Here is a 17716-nt window from a genome sequence, read left to right as displayed (position 1 = left end):
CAGGTTGCTGCTGCCTGCCGGGGTGACGCATGCGTCTGTATAGCCGGGTGCGCCTGCTGCTGGTGTTGCTGTCGCTGGCGGCGGCGCTGGGCCTGCCGCTGCTCACCTATGCGCCCAACCGCCTGTTGACCGGGCAGGGCATCGCTCTGCTCGCCTGGCTGCAAGCGGGCTCCGGCCTGCGCTGGTTGGTGCTGCTGCCGGCCTTGCCCTTGTTGCTGGCCCCGTGGTGGCGGCCGGGTGTGTTGCGGGAGCGGGCGGTGTATCTGGCGGCGCTGTGGCTGGGGGCTGCCCTGTGGTGGCTGGCCGGCAGCGAGGCCATGCTGCGCGCTGGTGACGAGGATGCGCTGGCGCGGGTGTCGTTTGGCGGCGGCTTCTGGCTGTTGCAGCTGTTGTTGTTGCTGCAGCTGGCCGAGGCGCTGCAAGTATTGGCTGCCGGTCTGCCGCGCCGCGTGTTGCTGTTGGCGCTGGCCCAGCTGCCGCTGTTATTGCTGTTGCTGAGCGGCAGGCTGGACAGCCTGTCCCTGCTGCGTGAATACCACAATAACCAGGATGCGTTTGATGATGCCCTGCTGCGTCACGTGCAGCTGGTGCTGTTTTCCGTGCTGCCGGCATTGCTGCTGGGCGGCGCGCTGGGGGTGGCGGCCTATCGCTCGGCCCGCTTTGCCCGGCTGCTGTTTCCCGTGCTCAATGTATTGCAGACCATTCCGTCGATTGCGCTGTTCGGCTTGTTGATCGGCCCGCTGGCCTGGCTGGGCCGGCAGTTGCCGGGGCTTGGCATTGCCGGCGTGGGGCTGGCACCGGCGCTGCTGGCGCTCAGCCTGTACGCGCTGTTGCCGGTGGTGCGTGGCACGCTGGCCGGGCTGCAGCAGGTGCCACCCACCGTGCGCGAGGCGGCTCGCGGCATGGGCATGACGCCGTGGCAGATCATGCTGCAGGTGGAAACCCCGCTGGCGCTGCCGGTGTTTCTCAGCGGCTTGCGCATCACCACCGTGCAGGCGGTGGGGCTGGCGGCGGTGGCGGCGCTGATCGGGGCGGGTGGCTTTGGCGCCATCATGTTCCAGGGGCTGTCGGCCAGTGCGCTCGACCAGGTATTGCTGGGGGTGTTGCCGGTGCTGCTGCTGGCCTTGCTGGTGGACGTGGCGTTTCGCCTGCTGATTTCCCGGCTGAAAGGGGCTGATGACCATGCTTGAACTCAAGGCAGTAAACAAGTTTTTCAATGGCTGGCAGGCCGTGGCCGATGTCGACTTGCAGGTGGCCGCCGGCGAGCTGGCGGTGCTGATCGGTACTTCCGGCTCGGGCAAGTCCACCACGCTGAAGATGATCAACCGGCTGATCGAGCCGGATGGCGGCAGCATACGGCTGGCCGGCGAGGATATCCGCAGCCAGCCACCCGAGGTGCTGCGCCGCCGTATCGGCTATGCCATCCAGTCGGTGGGTCTGTTTCCACATTGGACGGTGGAACAGAACATCGCCGCCGTACCGTCCCTGCTCAAATGGCCAAAAGCCCGTATCCGCGAGCGGGTGGTCGAGCTGCTGGAGTTGTTGCACCTGCCTGCTGCGCAGTTTTTGGCGCGCTACCCGCACCAGTTGTCGGGTGGCCAGCAGCAGCGGGTCGGTGTGGCGCGCGCCTTGGCGGCCGACCCGGAAGTGTTGCTGATGGACGAGCCTTTCGGCGCGCTGGACCCGGTCACCCGTGGCACGCTGCAGCAGGAGCTGCTGCGCATCCAGGCGCTGTCCGGCAAGACCATCGTGCTGGTAACGCACGATATCGACGAAGCCCTGCTGCTGGGCCAGCGTATCGTGCTGATGGACAAGGGACGGGTGGTGCAGCAGGGCAGTGCCCAGGATTTCCTGCTGCATCCAGCCAGTGATTTCGTGCGCGACTTCGTTGGCCAGAGCGATGTCGGCGTGCGCCTGCTGGGGCTGGACACGGTGGCCAGCCGCATGCGGCCGCTGCAGCAAGTCGGCGGCGAGCCGATTGCCGCCTCGGCCACGCTGCGCGAGGCGCTGTCGGCCTTTGTCGCACGCCGGGTCAGCAGCCTGCCGGTGATCGATGCACAGGGTCAGCCGGCTGGCGTGCTGCATTTTGCCGACCTGCTGCCGGTGGCCGCATGAAGCCGGCCCGCCTGCCTGCCGCCTTGTGGCTCAGCACTGGCCTGTTGCTGGCCTTGTGGTATCTGTTGCCGCACAGTGCCGGCTTGTTTGCTTGGCTGTTTCCCGAAGTGGAACGCCCGCTCTATACCCAGGACAGCTTTGCCAGCCTGGTGCTGGCGCATCTGCTGCTGGTGCTGGCTTCCAGCCTGATTGCCGTGCTGGGCGGGGTGGCTGCCGGCCTGTTGGCCAGCCGGCCGGCCGGGCGTGAATTCCGCCCCTTGCTGGACAGCGTGCTGGCCATCAGCCAGGCGCTGCCGCCGGTGGCGGTGTTGGCGATTGCCGCGCCACTGATCGGCTTTGGCGAATGGCCGGCGCTGATTGCACTGGTGTTGTACGGCCTGTTGCCGGTGACGCAAGGCACGCTGGCCGGGCTGGCCTCGGTGCCGGACAGCGTGCTGGAAGTGGCGCGTGGCCTGGGCATGGGGCGCTGGCGCATCCTGTGGCAGGTGGAACTGCCGCTGGCCGCCCCGGTGTTGCTGGCCGGGGTGCGTACTTCGGTGGTGATCAATATCGGCACGGCGGCCATCGCCTCTACCGTGGGGGCGCGCACGCTGGGCCTGCCCATCATCGTCGGGCTGAGCGGCTTCAATACCGCCTATGTGCTGCAAGGGGCGTTGCTGGTGGCCTTGCTGGCCATCGTGGCCGACCAGTGCTTCGACTGGCTGGCCCATCGCCTGTCGCCGCATGTCGGTGTGGAGCACTGAGGCCATGGCCTGGGCCAGCCTGCCCATGTACCCGTGGCCGCAGCCGCTGACCGAACACTACTGGCAGTGGCTGCGCCAGCATCTGCAGCAGCTGGGCGAGCCACAGCTGCCCGCCAGCCTGAGCTGGCCAGAGGATTATCTGGCGCACTGGCGTGAGCCAGGCATGCTGCTCAGCCAGAGCTGTGGCTATCCGGTCTCCACGCTATTGCAGGCACAGGTACAGGTGCTGGGGGCCTTTCATTATCAACTGCCCGGCTGCGCCGACTGGCGTTACAGCAGTGCGCTGCTGGTGCGCAAGAGCGATGCCGGCAGCACGCTGGCAGACTTTCGTGGACAGCGCGCCGTGTGCAACGAGCGGCATTCGCAGTCGGGCTATCACGCCTTGCGCGCCGAGGTGGCGGCGCTGGCCGGGGTGCAGCCCTTTTTTGCCCAGGTCAGGTTTTCCGGTTCGCATCGGGCCTCGGCCGGCATGCTGGCGGCGGGCGAGGCGGATATTGCCGCCCTCGATTGTGTCAGCCATGCGCTGCTGGCACGGCAACAGCCGCAACTGTTCGAGCAGCTGGCCTGCATCGGCCATACCCGGCTGCAGCCCGGCCTGCCGCTGATTACCGCAGCGTCCACGCCTGCGGCGACGGTGGCGCGGCTACGTCAGGCCATTCGCGACAGCCTGCGCGCGGCCGACTTGCAGCCCTTTTTGCAGGCGACGGCGATTGGTGGTTTCAGCCCACTGGATCTGGCGGATTACGCCGGCATCGCCAGCAGCGCTGAATACTGGCGCGGCGCGGGGATGGCGGAGTGGTAAGGCCGTTGGCCGGTTTAGCTGTCCAGCCCGGCGATGGCGCGCAGGATGGCCAGCCCCTCGTCCGGGGCGGCGGTCAGCCGCTGCGGGTCGAAACCCTGTTCGAACACCGGGGCAAACTGGGGCAGGGCGCTGGCCGTGGCCGCATCCAGCTGGCGCATGCCCATATGCCACTGGCTGAATTCGCGCTGGTGGATGGGGGTGCGCAGATGCGGTTCGATAGAGTGATGACGCGGGTCGCGTGCGATGCGGGCATAGGTGGCATCCACGGCGGCCGGGCTGCCTTCCAGTAATTGCAGAAAGCTGCCCTTGGTGTACAGCAGCAGGCCGGTGACCTCATTCGCCTGGTTGTTGGCGACGGATTGCTCCAGGATGGCGGTCAGCTCTGCCGGGCTGAAATCGGCGCTGGCGGTACTGGAGTAAATCAGCTGGATCAGCATGGTGTTCATTCCTGTTAATGATCAGTCCTGCGCGGGTGGCCAGGCGAGCAGGGCGGCGCGCAGCAGGCCGAATTGCTGTTCCAGCGTGCTGAGCAGTTGCTGCTGGGCGGGCAGCTCGGCCTGACTGGCGATTTTCTCCAGTTGTGCGGCGGCTGTCACCATCGGCGTGGCACCAAACAGCGCGGCATTACCCTTGATGGTATGCGCCAGCCGCTTCACTGCCACCGGGTCGGGCTGCTGCAGTGCCTGCTGCAGCTGGGCCAATTCCTGCGGGAAGGACGCAAGAAAACTGGCCGTGACGATGTCGATGACTTCAGGGTCTTGCTGGCGCAGGCTGGCGTGGTAGTCGAAAGCCGGGCTGCCGGCAGGCGCGTAGCGTTGCAATAGCTGCTGCAGGTCGGCAGCGCGTACCGGTTTGCACAGATAGTCGTCCATGCCGGCGGCCAGACAGTGTTCGCGGTCGCCCGGCAGGGCATTGGCGGTCATGGCAATGATGGGCAGATGCTGGCCGGCGGCCTCCAGCCGGCGGTAGTGGCGGGTGGCTTCCAGCCCGCCCATCACCGGCATCTGCACGTCCATCAACACCACGTCGTAGGACTGGCGCGCCAGCGCGTCCAGTGCCTGCTGGCCATCTTCGGCCAGCGTCGCCTGGTGGCCCCAGCGGCTGAGCAGGCTGATGGCCAGTTGCTGGTTCACCTGATTGTCTTCCACCACCAGTATGCGCAGGCTGCCGTGCGCTGCCGGCAGGCCGGGCTGACTGCCGCTGGGCGGTGGCTGATGCGGTGCGCTACCCAGCGCCTGCAAAATGGCCTGGTGCAATTCCGATTGCAACACCGGCTTGGCTACGTGGCAGGTGATGCCGCTGGCGCGATACAGCTCGGCGGACTGGCTGCCGGCGGAAGACAGCATGATCAGCACCGGCGGCGCGGGCAGTTGCAGCGCGTGGATGCGGCTGGCGGTTTCGAAGCCGTCCATCTCCGGCATCATGCCGTCCAGCAGTACGAAGGAGTAGGCGGGCGAGGCGCTGGTCAGCATGGCCAGGCCGGCGGCACCGCTGTCGGCCTGTTCGGCCTGCACGCCCCAGTTGCCCAGGGTTTCCTGCAGGATGTCGCGGTTGATGCGGTTGTCGTCGATGATCAGCGCACGGCGGCCATGCAGGCCGTCCGGGCTGAGCGGGCGTGGCAGGCTGGCCGGGTCGACACTGGCGAAACGCACGGTGAAGTGGAAGGTGCTGCCCTGGCCTGGCCGGCTTTCCAGCCACATCTGGCCATGCATCATCGATACCAGGCGCTTGCAGATGGACAGTCCCAGCCCGGTACCGCCGTATTTGCGCGTGGTGGAGCTGTCTTCCTGCACGAAGGCTTCGAAAATGCTTTCCTGCTTGTCGCGGGCAATGCCGATGCCGGTATCGCAAACCGAGAATTTCACCAGCACTTCGCGGCCATCCTGCTCCAGCAGCGAGGCGCGGATCAGCACCTCGCCCATGCTGGTGAACTTGATGGCATTGGACAGCAGGTTGAGCAGGATTTGCCGCAGGCGGCCGGGGTCGCCCAGCAGCACCGGCGGGATGTCCGGGGCGATGCGGCAGGCCAGTTCCAGCCCCTTGCCCTCCGCCCGCATCGCCATGTTCTTCATGGTGCTGCCCAGCACCGCCTCCAGTTCGAAGGCGGTTTCTTCTATGGTCATCTTGCCGGCTTCCAGCTTGGAGAAGTCGAGGATGTCGTTGATGACGGTGAGCAGGGCTTCGGTGGAGGATTTCACCACCGTCATGTATTCGCGCTGTTCGCGGTTCAGTGCGGTGTCCAGCGTCAGTTCGGTCATGCCGAGGATGCCGTTCATCGGCGTGCGGATTTCGTGGCTCATATTGGCCAGGAATTCGCTCTTGGCGCGGTTGGCCGCTTCGGCTACTTCGCGGGCGTGGCGCGATTCGCGTTCGAGGATTTTCAGTTCGGTAATGTCGGAAATGGTGCCGATCAGGCCGGCGATGGAGCCATCCGGCCGCGTCAGCGTGGCCTTGTGGAAAATGCCGTCGCGTACTTCGCCGTCGGGTCGCTGCACGCGGGATTCGTAGCTGTGGCGCGATACTTCCTGCAGCAGTTCGTTGTCGCGCTGCTGGTGGTAGCTGGCCAGTTCGCTGTTCATCAGCTCGAACGAGGTCTTGCCGATGAATTCCTGCCGCGAAATGGCGAAGTATTCTTCGAATGCCCGGTTCATCAGCCGGTATTTGCGTTCGGGGTCCTTCACATACACCGGCAGCGGCATGGCTTCGACCAGCTCTTCGACGAAGTGCAATTGTTCCTGCAGGCGGTCGCTGGCCTGGTGGCGCGCGGTGATGTCGGTGCGGATGGCCACGTACTGGTAGGGGCGGCCGTCGTCATCCAGAAACGGCACGATGGTGGCGGCCACCCAGTACAGGCTGCCGTCCTTGGCGCGGTTGCGGATTTCGCCGGTCCACACCTTGCCGGAACTGATGCAGTGCCACATCTCGGCAAAAAAGCCGGCGGGATGCAGGCCGGAATTGACCAGGTTGTGGCGCTGCCCTTGCAACTCGTCGAAGGTGTAGCCGCTGATCTGGCAGAATTTGTCGTTGGCATAGGTAATGATGCCGTGCCGGTCGGTAATGCTGACGATGGCATGCTGGTCGAGGGCGAATTTCTGGTTTTCCAGCGCCAGCTGTGCCTGGCGAATGGCCTGCTGCCCGCGCTGGCGGTATTGCACCAGCTCGGCCACCACGCTGATCAGGGCTTCCAGGTCGCCAGCCTGGGCGGCGTTGTCGGCCATGCCGGCTTCGTTCTGCAACAGGCGCACGGTTTCGCGCAGGCGGCTGATGGCGTGTTCGCGGCCGGCCAGTTCCTGTTGCAGGCGCTGGTTGGCGCTGCTCAACTCGTCGGAACTCAGCTCCAGGCTGCGGGTGCGCAGGCTGATGTCACGCTCTTGCTGGGCATACGTGCCATTGACCCGCTCCAGCAGTCCGCCCAGCCCCTGCAGCGCACTGGCGGCCTGTGGCGAGACGGCGGCGCTGTCTGCCAGGCCGGCCAGCTCGGCCAGCACCTGTTGCAGCTGCTCGTCATCGGCGATGCCCATCATGCGCCGCAACTGGCGCATCAGAATGTTTTGCATGAAGTCCCCGCTGGCGTCTGCTGCGCTCGCATCAGTCGTGGGTGCTTGCCGTTTCGGCAAGCGTGGTAATGGTCATGGTCTGGTTGTGCAGGCGGCAGGGCTGGCCTGGGGCGAAGGGGCTGATTTCGCCATTGGAATAGAAGCCGGCCAGCACGGTATGGCTGCCCAGTTCGTCGGCTACCGCTTCGATTTCTTCATCGACCCGGTCGCCCATCACCAGCTTGCGGCCAACGCAGGACACCAGCAGGGCCAGGCTGTCGCCGTCCACCGGCTGCGCCAGGCGGGCCGCGCTGGCGGCCTGTTCCGCACCATGCACCAGATTGTCGGTGCTGGCGTGCATCAGCTTGAGATAACAGCCGGTGTGCACTTCGCCGGCCAGGGTCAGGCTGCCTGTGGCTTCATCCACGGCCAGAATGGTGCGGATCACCCCGGCATCCTGCTGGTTCTCTCCCAGCATGGAGAAGGGAAACAGCAGGCCGGAGCCGGGCAGGTCGGCCGCATATTCGCCCAGATAGCGCTTGTACACTTCCAGCGCCGGTGCACCATCCAGCTCGTACAGCACGTTTTGCTGACAGCGTGTCACCTGGCGTGCCGGGCCGAAGGTGGTCCAGCCGCCATAGCTGCCATGGCCCAGGCGCAACTGCCGGCCATACAGGCCGACCGCCACCAGCTGGTGATCCGAGCTGCCGTGTTCGTTCAGGGTAAAGGTGCGGCTGAAGGCTGCGTTGTCGCCAGCCAGACCGCCCACCACCGGCAGCCGTGTTCCCAGCACGCTGCTGATGCCTTGCAACAGGGCACTGCCATTGATGGCCACGCCCTGGCCCAGCACCAGCACCATTTGCAGATCGTCCGCTGCCAGCTGCCGTGCCAGCCGGGCACCGGCCGCAGCAGAGTCGGCCATGTCATGCAGGGGCGTGACGGCAGGCTGGACGCGGGTATGGGAAAAATGGATGGCGGTCAGCACCGTGGAGTGGTCATCCACACCATGACTGGAAATTTCGCCTGCGGTGGAGCAGCCCAGCAGCAGGCTGTCGGGAAACGCCGCCTGCAGCGTGGCCAGCGCCTGCCCGTCGGCAAAAAAATCCAGCGTGGCAAATACCAGCAGCAACTGGGGATCGATGGCGCGCAGCGGCTGCAAGCCTTCTGCATCGGGGCGGCTGTCAGGCAGGCAGAGCTGGCGGATGCGCATGAGTGGTGTCCCTGGTGGTTACCGCCATGAAACTGGCAGGTGAACCTTGTCATCTTAGTTAATCGGCGCGCCGTACGGGCAGCAGAATGCTGCATTGTGCCGTTGCTGGCGCAATATCGCATTTTTCCCTGCACCACAATATGACATCAGTCATGCCCGCGGTGCTTTGCCCGCCGCATGCCGGGCTGAGCCGGGGCAAATGCACCGGGGCAAATGCGCCAGCGGCGGCGGCGCTCTGCTATGCTCGGCCTCTGTTTTCAGGAGGCAGACATGCAAAGAGTGACGATTTCGCTCAGCGACGAGCTGGCACAGGCTTTTGACGAACTGATGGCGCGGCGTGGCTACAGCAGCCGTTCGGAGGCGGTGCGCGACATGTTGCGGCGCGAACTGGGCGAGGAAGATCTGGGGCGCGGTGCGGGCGGCCCCTGTGTGGCGGTGCTCAGCTATGTGTTCGATCACCACGAGCGCCAGCTGTCCTCGCGCCTCACCGGCCTGCAGCACGATCACCACGACATGGCCATCGCCACCATGCATGCCCATATCAACCACGATGACTGCATCGAAACGGTGATTCTGCGTGGCGACAGCGCCGAGGTGGAAAGTTTTGCCCGCTCGGTCATTGCCGAAACCGGCGTGCGCCACGGTCAGGTGCAGCTGATTCCCACGGCGGCAGCCAGCGGGGCTGGCTTGGCCTACCGCCGGCCGGCCAAGCGCTGAAGCATCAGCCAGATGGCTTGCGCCGCACCGGGTAATAGCGATAGCCATTGACCGGGCCGGCATGCTGATGGCCGTGGCCATGCTGGTGCGGGTGGCTGTGCACCACGCCGTCGGCATGGCGGTGTGGATGGGCGTGTAGCAGATGGGTGCGCTCCAGCAGCGCGTGATCGGCCAGGATTTCTGCCGGGCTGCCGCTGGCCACCAGCTGCCCTGCCGCCAGCACGAATACGTGGTCGGCAATATCGGCCACGCTGTCCAGATCATGCGTGGCGGTGATGATGGTGCGGCCACTGTCCTTGCTGTCCAGCAAAAAGCGGATGACCTCGCCCTGGCTGTGCGGGTCCAGTGCGGCGGTGGGTTCGTCCAGCAGCAATACTTCCGGCTGCATGATCAGTACCGAGGCCAGCGCCACCCGTTTGCGCTCGCCACCGGACAGGCGATGCGGGGCGCGGTCCTGCAGCTGGCTGATGCCGAAGCGTTGCAGCATGTCGGCAATGGCGCTGCGGATGGTGGCCGGTGGCCAGCCCAGTTGCAGCGGACCGAAAGCCAGTTCGTCGAACACCGTGGGGTTGAACAGCTGCACATCGGGATTCTGGAACACCAGTCCGACGCGGCGGCGAAAGGCATAGTGGCGCTCATCCTCGGCCAGTGCCGCCTCGCTCAGTTCCTCGCCAAAGGCCAGCAGCCTGCCCTGCTGGGCAAAGTACAGGCCGTTCAGCAAGCGCAGCAAGGTGGATTTGCCCGAGCCATTGGCCCCGAGCAAGGCCACCCGGCAGCCGGCTTCGATACGCAGCGACAGGCTGTCCAGCGCCTGTTGCTGCTGATAGTGATAGCTGAGGTTGTGCAGCTCGAATACCGGCGGTGTCATGCGTGTTTCCATAAGATCAGCAGCGGCACGCACAGCGCCGGCAGCAGGGCGCACCAGTCGCGTGGGCGGGTATGAAAGCTGTGCAGCAGGTAGATGTCGCCACGGTAGCCGCGCGACACCATGGCCAGGTGCACTTCGCTGCTCAACTGAAAAGCCTTGCTGAGCAGCACGCCGCTACTGGCTGCCACCACCTGGCGCGCCAGCCAGCCGCTGGGCGGTGCCAGCATGCGGCTGCGGCGGGCTTCGAACATCTGGCTGGCGGTTTGCAGTAGCACGAAGATATAACGATGGGTCATGCCCAGCAGGGCCACCAGCAGCACCGGCACCCCCAGGCTGCGCATGGCCTTGAGCACATGCATCCACGGCGTGGTCAGCATCAGCAGCAAGGCGAAGCTGGCTGAGGTTTCCGCCCGCCCCAGCAAAAAGGCCGCGCTGCGCAAGCCTTGCAGGCTGATGCCCCAGTGCAGCAGCGGCAGCCGAAACAGGATGTCGCCGGGCACCAGGAAGAGGGCTGGCAGGGCAATCGCCCCGCTGAACAGCAAGACGCTGAGCCAGGCCTGGCGGTACAGCCGCCGCAAGGACACTTGCGACAACAAGGCCAGCACCACCGCCAGGCAAAACAGCAGCAGCAGGGTGCTGAGCTGGCCGGCCAGGATGCCGCTGATCATCAGGCTGAGCAGCGCCAGCAGCTTGATGCGCGGGTCCAGCCCCTGCAGCAGGCCGCGCTGCTTGCTGATGGCTTCGGCATCCAGCGAGTGTTCCAGCGCCTGCTGCAAGCCATGGACTAGCCGCTCGGCAAAATGGCCGCCATGGCGATGGCCGCCGGCGATGAAGGATTGCTCGCTCATGCCGCACCCGGCCGCTGCGGTGGCCGCCTCATTCCGGCTGGCCTGGCTTGCCGCCTAGCCGCGACAACAGCAGCAGGGCCAGCAGAATCAGCCCGGCACCAAACAGCGCGGACAAGACATAGCCAAAGTTGGGGCTATGCACGAAGGCCGGCGCATAGTCGGGGAAGGGGGCTGACCACAGGCTGGCCAGCCGTGCCAGGCCCTCCGGCGCAGCCACCGGCGGTGCCATCTGGCCGGATGCCAGCGCCATCTGCTGGCGGCTGTCGGCATTGGCGAAATCTTCCACGCCCCATTCGCCCCAGGCCGTGCCGGCGGCCAGCAAACCCAGCGGCGACAGAATCATCAGCGCCGCCAGGCCGTACCACAGCTTGCGCGTGGTACGCAGCGCTGCGGTCGGTACACTGATCCGGCTTGCTTGCAGCGACAGCAGCTCGGGATGTGCGCGCTGCAGATAAGCCACCAGCCCGCCGGTGATCAGCAGCTCGGCCAGCCCGGCAAAGCTCAGATGGCCGAGCATCATGGCGGGAACCGCCACCGATAGCGGATAGGGCGCGTACAGCGGCGTGCCGGCGGCATCATGGAACAACAACGGTTGCAGGCCGAATTCGATGGCGGCCAGCAAGGCTGCGGCATTGATGGCCAGATAGCCGGCCACGGCAGCGGCCAGCACGCGGCGGCGCGATTGCAGCGCGGCACCGGCCGCCAGCAGCTGATAGCTGGCCCAGGCCACCAGCGAGCCGACGATGGCCATGTTCAGGCTATTGGCCCCGAAGCTGGTAATGCCGCCGTCGCCAAAGAACAGCGCCTGAATCAGCAGGGCCACCGAAATGGCCACAATGGACGCCCACGGCCCCAAGACGATGCTGATGATGCCCATGCCCACTGCGTGGCCGCTGGTGCCGCCGGGCAGCGGCAGGTTGAACATCATGATGACGAAGCTGAAGGCAGAAAACACCGCAAACAGCGGCACCATGCGGGTATGCAGCAGGCGCTTGGCATGGCGGTAGGCCAGCAGCCAGAACGGTAGCGCCACCGCATAGGCCAGTGCGCAGGTCGCGGGGCTGAGATAGCCGTCGGGAATATGCATGCAGTTATCCTTCCCAAAACCAGCCGGACCACACCGCCCTGCCGGTTTGTGATGTATGAATATTTTTTAAAATGTATGAAATTTTAGCAAGATGCGTGCCACTTGTCATGGATGCTTGCTGCGTGGCCGGGCTGGCCATGTGGCCGCCAGCATGACGATAAGGGGTGGCAATGTGCTGTACAGGTGGTCTGCGCAAGTGGATAGCGCATGTGCAGCTGCGCTGATCCGGTGGTGTGCTAGCGGGCGGCGAAAGCCTGGGCTTCTATTTCCACCAGCAGGTCGTCGCGGCAGATGTCCGCCTGCATGAACACCACGCGCATGGCTGGGCCGATCAGTTGTTGCAGTGTCTGCTGCACAGCGGGGTAGTCGGTGGCGTGGCGGATGTAAACGCGATAATCCAGTGTCGCCAGGGTATAGGGTTGCCCCTGATGCTGGCGATTGGCCTGCTCAAGCAGCACTGCGATATTGGCAATGGTCTCGCGGGTTTGGGCTGCCGCATCCCCAGGGTGTACGGTGCGGTGGCCGACAATGCTGGCCGTGCCGGAAATGAACAGGATGATGTTGTCGCCATTGTCCGCCAGTGCCGCGCGGCTGAAGGTGGGGCTGCGCGGGCCGTACTGCTGCGGGTAGGCAAAGGCGCTGACCTGGCGCGGGTTTTCGATGCGTTGCGTCGCTTGCCGTGCCGCCAGAAAGGCAATGCTCAAGGGGCCGTCGGCCACGCCCAGGGCGCAGGCGGCCGGGCTGCTGTCCACCGGGCGGTCAAAGTCGGCAAAAGCCTGGTGGCGGCCGATATTGAATTGCCGATAGCGTTCCATGCCATGCTCCACGGCATTGATGCGCGGAATATAGTTCCAGACCCGCCACAGGTGGCGACAGTCCTCTGCCTCCAGCAGGGAGAACAACTGCCGGTAAGCCTGTTCCGCCGCATGCTGCAGGGCACTGCCGCGATTGTCGGCAAATAGTGCTTCATCCAGGCTGATCGCCCCATACAGCAAGTGACCATCGCTGCCAAAGCGGACATCGTGAAACTGCCCGTGGCGTACCGCTTGGCTGCTATGCCAGTATTCCTGCAGCTGTTGGGCCGGGTTGGCCAGCAGTGGCATCAATACCTGCAGCGCCGGCCAGGGCTGGGTGTGGCTGCCGCGCTGGCCAAGCAGGCTGACGCCCAGCACATGGGCGGCAGCTGGCGACGGGGAGGACGAGTCGGAAGAGTAAAACTGCAGGCGGGTTTCTGGGCGCATGGTGCAAGCTTGTCGCGGTAAGGGCGGAATGATGGAAGGGCAAGCAGGCCGCGCATCGGGCGGTGCCATTGCCGTGTTATGTTTTGTCGGCCGGCCAGTGGCGGCTGGCATGCGCGCGCAGCCCGCAGGCCCAGGCCGAGATCAGGCCCAGCAGAGTGCCGCCCAGCACGTCGAGCGCGACATGTTGTTTGACCGCCATGGTGGAGTAGGCAATGGCCAGGCACCAGCCAAGATTGAGCCATTGCCAGGCGGGCGGCCACTGCAACAGGCGCAGCCGCCAGTGCAGCCACACGGCAGAGAACACGGCGGTGGCGACATGCAGCGAGGGAAAGGCATTGCCGGCCGTGTCGACGTTTTTCAGGAAAGCCACCGCGGGATAGTGCTTCCAGTCGATATCCGGCGGGGCAATGGCATTGGGCCAGCAGTAAAAAATCGTCAGGCCGAGCAGGCAGGGCAGTGCCACCCGCCAGCCATAGGCAAGGATTTCCCGCCGCGAGTTCATCAAGACCGGTGGCAGTGAAACATAGCACCACAGCGACAGATAGACCGGCAAGGCCCAGGGCTGGAAACCGACGAGTGCATCGAGTCTGCTTGCCGGGACAATGGTCACCGGCGCGGCCGGATGCCGTAGCAGATAAACGTAGGCGACAAAAAATACCAGGGTAAAACCCATGGTGCCGAACATCTTGAACCAGAAACGGGTCAATACCGTATGCAGAATGCCGGCTTTGCTGCGGCTGTTTGTCGCGGCCTCGTTCAAAACACCTCCTTGATATCGCTGGAATTACCTGCTTTTGCCGTGTGGCAAGCAGGCAGGCATATTGTTATACTCGCGCTTCATTATTTTTGCTGCCGGTAATGTGTGTTGCGCCCCGGTTAAACTGTGGCGCCATCAACATCTCGCGTGTGCTGCTTAATTTGAGCGGCGATGATACCGAAACTGTGTGACATTGGCGATTACCGGCAATTCCCTATAAACCTGACACGATTATTGCAAATCATGGAACAACAACCCTCCGCACATAACGAGCCGGATCTGGCGCTTGAAAGCGAAATCGCCGGATTGATTGTTTCCGCGCTGAATCTTGACATCGCACCGGCTGACATTGTTCCTGACGCGCCTTTGTATGGCGATGAATTAGGTATTGATTCAATCGACATCCTGGAAATAGCGCTGGTTATGTCCAAGCAATATGGCGTACAGATGAAGGCGGATAACGAAGATAATTCCACCATTTTTGCATCGCTGCGCAAACTGGCTGCCTATATTCGCGAGCATCGCAGCAAATGACCGGGCTGTGGCGCAATGTGCGCCTGGCTTTGCTGGCTGTCGTCGGACTGGTGTATGTGGTACTGGATTATCTGGCTTCTTCTTCGCCGCATCCGCCGGCCTACGCCGTGGTGATTGGCGCAGCGCCGCTGACCATCGCCCTGCTGGGCGCCAGCTGGAATTCCTCCTTTCGTCTGCCTGCCATGCTGCTGTGTCTGGGTGGCCTGCTGGCGATTGCGCTCAATCTGCAGCAGTTGCTGGCCCATGCTGCCTGGTTCTACCTGCTGCAGCATGCGGGAATCATGAGCGCGCTGGGTATCATGTTCGGGCGCACGCTGGGTTCGCATGAATCGGCCCTGTGCTCGCGCATTGCCAAAATCGCCATCGCCGCGCCGCTGGATGCCGCTTACTTCCATTACACCTGGAAAGTGACCCTGGCCTGGACCATCTATTTCGCCGTGTCGGCGCTGTTGTCGCTGTCTTTGTTCGCGCTGGCCCCGCTGGCCTACTGGGCGCTGTTTGCCGCGGTGCTGACGCCGCTGTCGCTGGGGCTGATGTTTGGTGGCGAGTATCTGGTGCGCCAGCTGGTGCTGCCGGATAGTCCGCCCTTCAGCATTGCCCAGACCATCCAGTCCTACCGAAAATACACGCAGTGCCGCAATGCCGCTGAATAAAACCACGTTGTTGCAGTCCATACTGATCTGTCCATGACCCTGATACCGCTTCTTCCCGCTATCGATCGCACCGCGCCTTTTGCCTTCCACGATGGCGCCAGCATCGACCGGGCTACCTTTTACCGCCAGGTGCTGACACTGGCCGCAGCGCTGCCCGAGCGCGAGCGGGTACTGAATATGTGTACCGACCGCTACTGGTTTGCGGTGACGCTGTTCGCGGCCATCGCCCGCGGCATGCTGACTGTGCTGCCCAACTCTGCAGCGCCGGAGCATATTGCTGCGGTCGCTGCGGTGCAGCCGGGCCTGTTGGTGCTGGTCGATCAGCCGCAGAACCCGCTGGAGGCCCTGTCTTATTTCCGGGTGGATAGCGTGCCGGCAGACCCCGCCATGGATGCCGCCGCCATGCCGCAGATTCCTTTTGATCAGCGTGTGGCCTGCATGTACACCTCGGGCTCTACCGGTGCGCCGATGCCGCACTTCAAAACCTTCGGCCGCCTGCAATTGGCGATCCTGGCTGGCGCTGAGCGGGTGTGGGGCGTGGCCGGCGCGGCTTGTTCGGTGGTGGGGACGGTGCCGATCCGGCATATGTATGGGCTGGAATCCAGTGTCTTGCTGCCCATTCTGGCTGGCGGGCAGATGTCGACGCGAATTCCGTTTTTCCCTGCCGATATCGCCAGCGCGCTGGCCGAGCTGCCGGCACCACGGCTGCTGGTGATTACCCCGTTTCATCTGCGCAAATTGCTGGAAGCGGACATCGCGCTGCCGGACATCGCCGTGGTGTTGTCGGCCACGGCCCCGCTGTCGGCCGAACTGGCGGCACAAACCCGTCGTCAGCTGGGCTGTCCGGTGCTGGAAATCTATGGTTCGACCGAGACCGGCCAGGTCGCCACTCGCCAGCCCGATCTGGAGAGCGACTGGCAGACCTTGCAGGGCATTACGCTGGAGCAGCGTGAGGATGAGGTGTGGGCGGTGGGGGAGGTCTATGAAACGCCGCAGATGCTTAACGATACGGTCGAGCTGTATGGCCCCTGCGCCTTCCGCTTGCTGGACCGCAAGGCCAATATGATCAATGTGGCTGGCAAGCGCAGCTCGCTGTCCTTTCTCAATGCCGCACTCACCGGCCTGCCCGGGGTGGTGGATGGTGTGTTCTGCCTGCCCGAACGCCTGGAGGGGGAAGAGGTCGAACGGCTGGTGGCCTTTGTGGTGGCCCCTGCGCTGGATCGCTCCACCATTCTGGCCGGTTTGCGCCTGCATGTGGATTCGGTCTTCCTGCCGCGCCATATCGTGTTTGTCGATGCACTGCCGCGTGATGGCAATGGCAAGATTCTGGCACGCACGCTGCAGGCATTGCTTGCACAACATCTTCCTGGACGAAGCTAGTCATGCAATACGCCACGCTTGATATTCCAACTGATCATCCTGCCTATGCCGGGCATTTCCCCGGTCGTCCCATCCTGCCCGGCGTGGTGCTGCTGGATCAGGCTCAACTGGTGATTGAAAAAGCCTGCGGTGTGCTGCTGGGCGGGCTGTCGCTGGCCAAGTTCCACAGCCCGGTGACGCCGGGTGAGGGCCTGCGTATCGCATACCGCCAGGATGCGGCCATGGTGGTGTTCACCATTTTGCATGGTGAACGCAAAGTGGCCGATGGCAAGTTCATCATCACGCCGGAGTCGCCGGCGTGAGTGAGCCTGCCGCCACGCCATCGCCGGACAGGCCGCAGTGGATGCGGCAGCAGGAGCGTGGCAACCGCTTCTGGCTGCGCATCATGTCCAGCTTGTCCTGTTTGCTGGGGCGGCGCTGTTCGCGGCTGGTGCTGTATGGCATTGCGCTTTATTTTCTGCTGTTTGCCAGCAAGGCGCGCCAGGCCTCGCGCAGCTACCTGAGCCGCAGCCTGGCGCGGCCACCGCGCTGGCGCGAGATGTACCAACATGTGCTGAGTTTCGCCAGCACCATACACGACCGGATTTATCTGCTGCGTGACCGTTTTGACGACTTCCAGATCGACCTGTCCGGCGTGGATGCGCTGCATCAGCACTGTGATGGCGGTCAGGGTGTGCTGTTGTTCGGCGCGCATCTGGGCAGCTTTGAAGTCTTGCGTGCCATGGCGCGCAGCCGGCCTGAACTGCAGATGAGCATGGCGATGTATCCGGAAAACGCCCGGCAGATCAACCAGGCGCTGCAGGCCATCAACCCGGCAGCCGCCCCCGACATCATTGCGCTGGGCACCATGGACGCCATGCTCAAGGTGCATCAGCGGCTGGAGGAAGGCGCGCTGGTGGGCATCCTGGCCGACCGCGCAGCAGGCCCGGACCACTATCTCAGCCGCCAGCTGCTGGGTGCGCCGGCCCGTTTTCCCAGCGGACCTTTCCGCATGGCAGCGATGTTGCGCCATCCGGTGTATTTCATGGCCGGCATCTATCTGGGTGGCAACCGCTACCGCGTGCATTTCGAGTTGCTGGAGGATTTCTCCACCGTCACGCGGCAGCAGCGTGCTGCCGCGGGCGAGGCATTGCTGGACAAGTATGTTGCGGCGCTGGAGCGGCATTGCCGCGCCTACCCGTTCAACTGGTTCAATTTTTACGATTTTTGGGATGAAAGCTAGACA

Annotated in this window: 18 protein-coding genes; 10 read left to right on the top strand and 8 right to left on the bottom strand. The window is 64.2% G+C overall.

What is annotated here, in order from left to right; translation table 11 throughout:
• The first annotated feature begins 29 nt into the window (after positions 1 to 29).
• From FAZ30_RS00340 to FAZ30_RS00325, 4 genes are read left to right on the top strand one after another with little or no spacing between them, the layout of a single operon-like run.
• Positions 30 to 1190 (top strand): ABC transporter permease, encoded by a 1161-nt coding sequence (locus FAZ30_RS00340; protein WP_137008272.1) that lies wholly within the window; start codon positions 30 to 32, stop codon positions 1188 to 1190.
• The gene (locus FAZ30_RS00335; RefSeq protein WP_281279257.1) at positions 1177 to 2115 is read left to right on the top strand and encodes an ABC transporter ATP-binding protein; all 939 of its coding nucleotides are present in this window, start codon (positions 1177 to 1179) and stop codon (positions 2113 to 2115) included. Before FAZ30_RS00340 ends, FAZ30_RS00335 begins: the two co-directional genes overlap by 14 nt.
• The gene (locus tag FAZ30_RS00330) at positions 2112 to 2858 is read left to right on the top strand and encodes an ABC transporter permease (RefSeq protein ID WP_137008268.1); all 747 of its coding nucleotides are present in this window, start codon (positions 2112 to 2114) and stop codon (positions 2856 to 2858) included. The genes FAZ30_RS00335 and FAZ30_RS00330 overlap by 4 nt, the downstream gene beginning before the upstream one ends.
• A 4-nt stretch (positions 2859 to 2862) precedes the next feature.
• Positions 2863 to 3660, top strand: coding sequence for a phosphate/phosphite/phosphonate ABC transporter substrate-binding protein (locus tag FAZ30_RS00325; protein WP_168190795.1), 798 nt, complete (start codon positions 2863 to 2865; stop codon positions 3658 to 3660).
• Between the two features lie 14 nt (positions 3661 to 3674).
• Here the strand turns inward: FAZ30_RS00325 and FAZ30_RS00320 are convergent, their stop codons facing one another.
• Genes FAZ30_RS00320 through FAZ30_RS00310 form a run of 3 tightly spaced genes read right to left on the bottom strand, consistent with a single transcriptional unit; the run spans position 3675 to position 8406 of the window.
• Positions 3675 to 4097, bottom strand: coding sequence for a BLUF domain-containing protein (locus tag FAZ30_RS00320; protein WP_168190794.1), 423 nt, complete (start codon positions 4095 to 4097; stop codon positions 3675 to 3677).
• A 21-nt stretch (positions 4098 to 4118) separates the two neighbouring features.
• Positions 4119 to 7217: a response regulator gene (locus tag FAZ30_RS00315; RefSeq protein ID WP_137008262.1), complete on the bottom strand. Its 3099-nt coding sequence runs from the start codon at positions 7215 to 7217 to the stop codon at positions 4119 to 4121.
• Positions 7218 to 7248: 31 nt separating this feature from the next.
• On the bottom strand, positions 7249 to 8406 hold the full coding sequence (locus tag FAZ30_RS00310; protein ID WP_124644856.1) for an FIST signal transduction protein: 1158 nt from the start codon (positions 8404 to 8406) through the stop codon (positions 7249 to 7251).
• A 270-nt stretch (positions 8407 to 8676) separates the two neighbouring features.
• On the opposite strand from FAZ30_RS00310, the gene nikR reads away from it, so the two are divergent.
• Positions 8677 to 9123 (top strand): nickel-responsive transcriptional regulator NikR, encoded by a 447-nt coding sequence (nikR, locus tag FAZ30_RS00305; protein ID WP_124644857.1) that lies wholly within the window; start codon positions 8677 to 8679, stop codon positions 9121 to 9123.
• 4 nt (positions 9124 to 9127) lie between these two features.
• On the opposite strand, the gene FAZ30_RS00300 is transcribed toward nikR, so the two are convergent.
• The 5 genes from FAZ30_RS00300 to FAZ30_RS00280 all read right to left on the bottom strand — a co-directional run bounded on the left by FAZ30_RS00300 (position 9128) and on the right by FAZ30_RS00280 (position 13927).
• On the bottom strand, positions 9128 to 9991 hold the full coding sequence (locus tag FAZ30_RS00300; protein WP_124644858.1) for an energy-coupling factor ABC transporter ATP-binding protein: 864 nt from the start codon (positions 9989 to 9991) through the stop codon (positions 9128 to 9130).
• Entirely contained in the window at positions 9988 to 10839 is an 852-nt protein-coding gene (gene cbiQ / locus FAZ30_RS00295) for a cobalt ECF transporter T component CbiQ (protein ID WP_137008260.1), read from the bottom strand. The genes FAZ30_RS00300 and cbiQ overlap by 4 nt, the downstream gene beginning before the upstream one ends.
• Positions 10840 to 10867: 28 nt before the next feature.
• Positions 10868 to 11926 carry a cobalt transporter CbiM gene (cbiM, locus tag FAZ30_RS00290; RefSeq protein ID WP_137008258.1) on the bottom strand — a complete coding sequence of 353 codons (1059 nt, stop codon included), beginning with the start codon at positions 11924 to 11926 and terminating at the stop codon, positions 10868 to 10870.
• 236 nt (positions 11927 to 12162) lie between these two features.
• The gene (locus FAZ30_RS00285; protein WP_246043387.1) at positions 12163 to 13167 is read right to left on the bottom strand and encodes a chorismate transformation FkbO/Hyg5 family protein; all 1005 of its coding nucleotides are present in this window, start codon (positions 13165 to 13167) and stop codon (positions 12163 to 12165) included.
• Positions 13168 to 13243: 76 nt separating this feature from the next.
• Positions 13244 to 13927 carry a phosphatase PAP2 family protein gene (locus FAZ30_RS00280; protein ID WP_233578597.1) on the bottom strand — a complete coding sequence of 228 codons (684 nt, stop codon included), beginning with the start codon at positions 13925 to 13927 and terminating at the stop codon, positions 13244 to 13246.
• Positions 13928 to 14167: 240 nt separating this feature from the next.
• On the opposite strand from FAZ30_RS00280, the gene FAZ30_RS00275 reads away from it, so the two are divergent.
• Genes FAZ30_RS00275 through FAZ30_RS00255 form a run of 5 tightly spaced genes read left to right on the top strand, consistent with a single transcriptional unit; the run spans position 14168 to position 17713 of the window.
• A complete protein-coding gene (locus FAZ30_RS00275) occupies positions 14168 to 14458 on the top strand; it encodes a phosphopantetheine-binding protein (RefSeq protein ID WP_103525389.1) in 291 nt (96 codons plus the stop codon).
• Complete coding sequence (locus tag FAZ30_RS00270) at positions 14455 to 15111, top strand: COG4648 family protein (RefSeq protein ID WP_124644861.1); 657 nt, start codon at positions 14455 to 14457, stop codon at positions 15109 to 15111. The genes FAZ30_RS00275 and FAZ30_RS00270 overlap by 4 nt, the downstream gene beginning before the upstream one ends.
• 33 nt (positions 15112 to 15144) lie before the next feature.
• Positions 15145 to 16491 carry an AMP-binding protein gene (locus FAZ30_RS00265; RefSeq protein ID WP_137008256.1) on the top strand — a complete coding sequence of 449 codons (1347 nt, stop codon included), beginning with the start codon at positions 15145 to 15147 and terminating at the stop codon, positions 16489 to 16491.
• A 2-nt stretch (positions 16492 to 16493) separates the two neighbouring features.
• Positions 16494 to 16793, top strand: a complete 300-nt coding sequence (locus tag FAZ30_RS00260) for an ApeI family dehydratase (protein WP_137008254.1) — start codon at positions 16494 to 16496, stop codon at positions 16791 to 16793.
• Positions 16790 to 17713: a lysophospholipid acyltransferase family protein gene (locus tag FAZ30_RS00255; RefSeq protein WP_137008252.1), complete on the top strand. Its 924-nt coding sequence runs from the start codon at positions 16790 to 16792 to the stop codon at positions 17711 to 17713. Before FAZ30_RS00260 ends, FAZ30_RS00255 begins: the two co-directional genes overlap by 4 nt.
• Positions 17714 to 17716 lie beyond the last annotated feature (3 nt).

The organism is Aquitalea aquatilis (assembly GCF_005155025.1).
In the GTDB taxonomy this organism is placed as follows: domain Bacteria; phylum Pseudomonadota; class Gammaproteobacteria; order Burkholderiales; family Chromobacteriaceae; genus Aquitalea; species Aquitalea aquatilis.
The sequence above is the reverse complement of the archived record's forward strand: the minus strand, read 5'-3'. Positions and strand labels throughout refer to the sequence as shown.

Excerpts from the sequence above, each read along its gene's own strand:
- FAZ30_RS00300 (WP_124644858.1), bottom strand. The coding sequence starts at position 9,991 with ATGACACCGCCGGTATTCGAGCTGCACAACCTCAGCTATCACTATCAG.
- FAZ30_RS00325 (WP_168190795.1), top strand. The coding sequence starts at position 2,863 with ATGGCCTGGGCCAGCCTGCCCATGTACCCGTGGCCGCAGCCGCTGACC.
- FAZ30_RS00270 (WP_124644861.1), top strand. The coding sequence starts at position 14,455 with ATGACCGGGCTGTGGCGCAATGTGCGCCTGGCTTTGCTGGCTGTCGTC.
- FAZ30_RS00330 (WP_137008268.1), top strand. The coding sequence starts at position 2,112 with ATGAAGCCGGCCCGCCTGCCTGCCGCCTTGTGGCTCAGCACTGGCCTG.
- FAZ30_RS00340 (WP_137008272.1), top strand. The coding sequence starts at position 30 with ATGCGTCTGTATAGCCGGGTGCGCCTGCTGCTGGTGTTGCTGTCGCTG.
- cbiQ (WP_137008260.1), bottom strand. The coding sequence starts at position 10,839 with ATGAGCGAGCAATCCTTCATCGCCGGCGGCCATCGCCATGGCGGCCAT.
- FAZ30_RS00275 (WP_103525389.1), top strand. The coding sequence starts at position 14,168 with ATGGAACAACAACCCTCCGCACATAACGAGCCGGATCTGGCGCTTGAA.
- FAZ30_RS00335 (WP_281279257.1), top strand. The coding sequence starts at position 1,177 with ATGACCATGCTTGAACTCAAGGCAGTAAACAAGTTTTTCAATGGCTGG.
- FAZ30_RS00265 (WP_137008256.1), top strand. The coding sequence starts at position 15,145 with ATGACCCTGATACCGCTTCTTCCCGCTATCGATCGCACCGCGCCTTTT.
- FAZ30_RS00310 (WP_124644856.1), bottom strand. The coding sequence starts at position 8,406 with ATGCGCATCCGCCAGCTCTGCCTGCCTGACAGCCGCCCCGATGCAGAA.
- FAZ30_RS00285 (WP_246043387.1), bottom strand. The coding sequence starts at position 13,167 with ATGCGCCCAGAAACCCGCCTGCAGTTTTACTCTTCCGACTCGTCCTCC.
- FAZ30_RS00315 (WP_137008262.1), bottom strand. The coding sequence starts at position 7,217 with ATGCAAAACATTCTGATGCGCCAGTTGCGGCGCATGATGGGCATCGCC.
- FAZ30_RS00260 (WP_137008254.1), top strand. The coding sequence starts at position 16,494 with ATGCAATACGCCACGCTTGATATTCCAACTGATCATCCTGCCTATGCC.
- cbiM (WP_137008258.1), bottom strand. The coding sequence starts at position 11,926 with ATGCATATTCCCGACGGCTATCTCAGCCCCGCGACCTGCGCACTGGCC.
- nikR (WP_124644857.1), top strand. The coding sequence starts at position 8,677 with ATGCAAAGAGTGACGATTTCGCTCAGCGACGAGCTGGCACAGGCTTTT.
- FAZ30_RS00320 (WP_168190794.1), bottom strand. The coding sequence starts at position 4,097 with ATGCTGATCCAGCTGATTTACTCCAGTACCGCCAGCGCCGATTTCAGC.